A 2,660-nucleotide genomic window follows, 5' to 3' on the forward strand; every position below is an offset into this window, starting at 1 on the left:
CTCCCGGCCGGGAGCCCCCTTAAGTCATGTACGGACCGCTCTCGTGGCCTACGGCTCGAACTTGTAGCCCAGCCCGCGCACCGTCACCAGATAGCGCGGCGCGCCCGGGTCCGGCTCGATCTTGGCGCGCAGCCGCTTCACATGGACGTCGAGGGTCTTGGTGTCGCCCACGTAGTCGGCACCCCACACCCGGTCGATGAGCTGCATCCGGGTCAGCACCCGGCCGGCGTTGCGCAGCAGCATCTCCAGCAGGTCGAACTCCTTCAGCGGCAGGTCGACCTTGGCCCCGGACACCGTCACCACATGGCGGTCGACGTCCATCCGGACCGGCCCGGCCTCCAGCGCCGCCGGGGTGACCTCCTCCGGCTCGCCGCGCCGGCGCAGCACCGCGCGGATACGGGCGACCAGCTCGCGGGAGGAGAAGGGCTTGGTGACGTAGTCGTCGGCCCCTATCTCCAGGCCGACCACCTTGTCGATCTCGCTGTCCTTGGCGGTCACCATGATCACCGGGACGTTGGAGCGGCCGCGCAGCTGGCGGCACACCTCGGTGCCGGGCAGCCCCGGCAGCATCAGGTCCAGCAGCACCAGGTCGGCGCCGTTGCGTTCGAACTCGTCCAGGCCGTCGGGGCCGGTCGCGGCGACGGCGACCTCGAAACCCTCCTTGCGCAGCATGTACGACAGGGCGTCGGAGAAGGACTCCTCGTCCTCGACGACGAGCACTCGGGTCACGGAAGGACCTCCGGGGAGGGAAGCGAAGCGTACGGGGACTGATCGGCGGGCCCGGACGCGTCGTCGAGTCCGGGGTGCCTGGCCGCGCGGTCGCGGGCGACGCCCGCCTCCGGCAGCCGCAGGGTGAAGGTGGAGCCCTGGCCCTCGGCGCTCCAGACCGAGACCTCGCCGCCGTGCGAGGCGACCACGTGCTTGACGATGGCGAGGCCGAGGCCGGTGCCGCCGGTGGCGCGCGAGCGGGCGGGGTCGACGCGGTAGAAGCGCTCGAAGATGCGCTCCTTGTCCTTGTCGGAGATGCCGATGCCCTGGTCGGTGACGGCGAGTTCGATCAGCTCGCCGCCCGGGGCGGAGATCCGGCGGGCGGAGATGCCGACGCGGGTGTGGGCCGGGGAGTAGTTGACCGCGTTCTCGACCAGGTTGCCGAGGGCGGCGGCGAGCTGGCCGCGGTTGCCCCACACGTGCAGGGCGGCCCGTACCGCGCCGGGCGGGTCCTGGATGGCGGTGGCCATGGTGATCTGCTTCGTACCGGCCTGGTGGCGGCAGCGGTCGACGGCCTCGGCGACCAGCTCTTCCACGCGCACCGGCTCGGCGTCCTCCAGCGGATCGTCGTTCTGCACCCGCGAGAGGTCGATCAGCTCCTGGACGAGGTTGGTCAGCCGGGTGGCCTCGATCTGCATCCGCCCGGCGAAGCGCTGGACCGCGTCGGGCTCGTCGGAGGCGTCCATGACGGCCTCGGAGAGCAGGGAGAGCGCTCCTACGGGGGTCTTCAGCTCGTGGCTCACATTGGCCACGAAGTCACGGCGTACCGCCTCGATGCGGCGGGCGTCGGTCAGGTCCTCGACCAGCAGCAGCACCAGCCGGGAGCCGAGCGGGGCCACGCGGGCGGACACGGCCAGGGCCTCGCCCCGTCCGGTGCCGCGCCGGGGCAGGTCCAGCTCGACCTGCCGTATCTCCCCGTCCCGCCGGGTGTCGCGCGCCATCTGGAGCATCGGCTCCACGGCGAGCTTGCCGCCCCGGACGAGGCCGAGGGCGTACGCGGCGGAGCTGGCCTTGACCACGGCGTCGGCCTCGTCGAGGACGACGGCGGAGGAGCTGAGCACCGACAGCACGGTGTCCACGCCGGGCGGGAGCACCTCGTCGGTGTGCAGGGAGGTACGGGTGGGGCGCTTCTGGTCGCGTTCGCTCCAGCGGAACGCCAGCATGGCGATGACACCGGTGAGTACACCGGCGATCGCTGCCGCTGCGGCGACCGCCGCGTTCACGTCCATGTCACCAGGTTAGGCATGGCGTCCACCCTGGCCACAGCCACCGTCGTGCGACCTCGGGCACTCGTCGCCCAGAGTTCACCTTCCATCCAGTGGTGGTTCATTCGGGAGGGCGGAAACGGACGCGTACGGGACGGAACGTGGGAGCGTGGGGTTCACAAACGGCCACGGGCCTGGACCCCCCGACGACACGTAGTAGGAGAGGGAACCTGATGCGGGACGCGTACCACGAGGAACTGGACTCGATCGGCGACGGTCTGGTGGAGATGGCCCGGCTGGTCGGCTCCGCCATCGGGCGCGCCACCACCGCCATCCTGGACGCCGACCTGAAGCTGGCCGAGAGCGTGATCGAGGCCGACCAGCGGGTCGACGAACTCCAGCACGACCTGGAGGCGCGGGCGATAGCCCTGCTGGCGCGGCAGCAGCCGGTGGCGACGGACCTGCGCATCGTCGTCACCTCGCTGCGGATGTCGGCCGACCTGGAGCGCTCGGGCGACCTCGCCCAGCACGTGGCCAAGCTGACCCGGCTGCGGTTCCCCGAGCGCGCGGTCCCGCAGGACCTGCACGCCACCATCCTGGAGATGGGCCAGCTCGCGCAGCGCCTCATGGCGAAGGCGGCGGAGGTCATCATCACCAAGGACGTCGACCTCGCGCTCCAGCTGGAGC

At 71.4% G+C, this 2,660-nt stretch carries 3 protein-coding genes; 1 reads left to right on the top strand and 2 read right to left on the bottom strand.

Annotated elements, in window-relative coordinates:
* Nucleotides 1-48: 48 nt before the first annotated feature.
* Nucleotides 49-720, bottom strand: coding sequence for a two-component system response regulator PhoP (phoP, locus tag CCN33_RS26200; RefSeq protein WP_466134857.1), 672 nt, complete (start codon nucleotides 718-720; stop codon nucleotides 49-51).
* 5 nt (nucleotides 721-725) lie between these two features.
* Nucleotides 726-1,997: a two-component system sensor histidine kinase PhoR gene (gene phoR, locus CCN33_RS26205; RefSeq protein ID WP_086695933.1), complete on the bottom strand. Its 1,272-nt coding sequence runs from the start codon at nucleotides 1,995-1,997 to the stop codon at nucleotides 726-728.
* 209 nt (nucleotides 1,998-2,206) lie between these two features.
* On the opposite strand from phoR, the gene CCN33_RS26210 reads away from it, so the two are divergent.
* On the top strand, nucleotides 2,207-2,660 hold a 454-nt coding region (locus CCN33_RS26210; RefSeq protein WP_086695934.1), incomplete at its 3' end, for a phosphate signaling complex PhoU family protein.

The sequence above is a fragment of the Streptomyces recifensis genome, assembly GCF_002154615.1.
Classification (GTDB): domain Bacteria; phylum Actinomycetota; class Actinomycetes; order Streptomycetales; family Streptomycetaceae; genus Streptomyces; species Streptomyces griseoluteus.

Excerpts from the sequence above, each read along its gene's own strand:
- phoR (WP_086695933.1), bottom strand. The coding sequence starts at position 1,997 with ATGGACGTGAACGCGGCGGTCGCCGCAGCGGCAGCGATCGCCGGTGTA.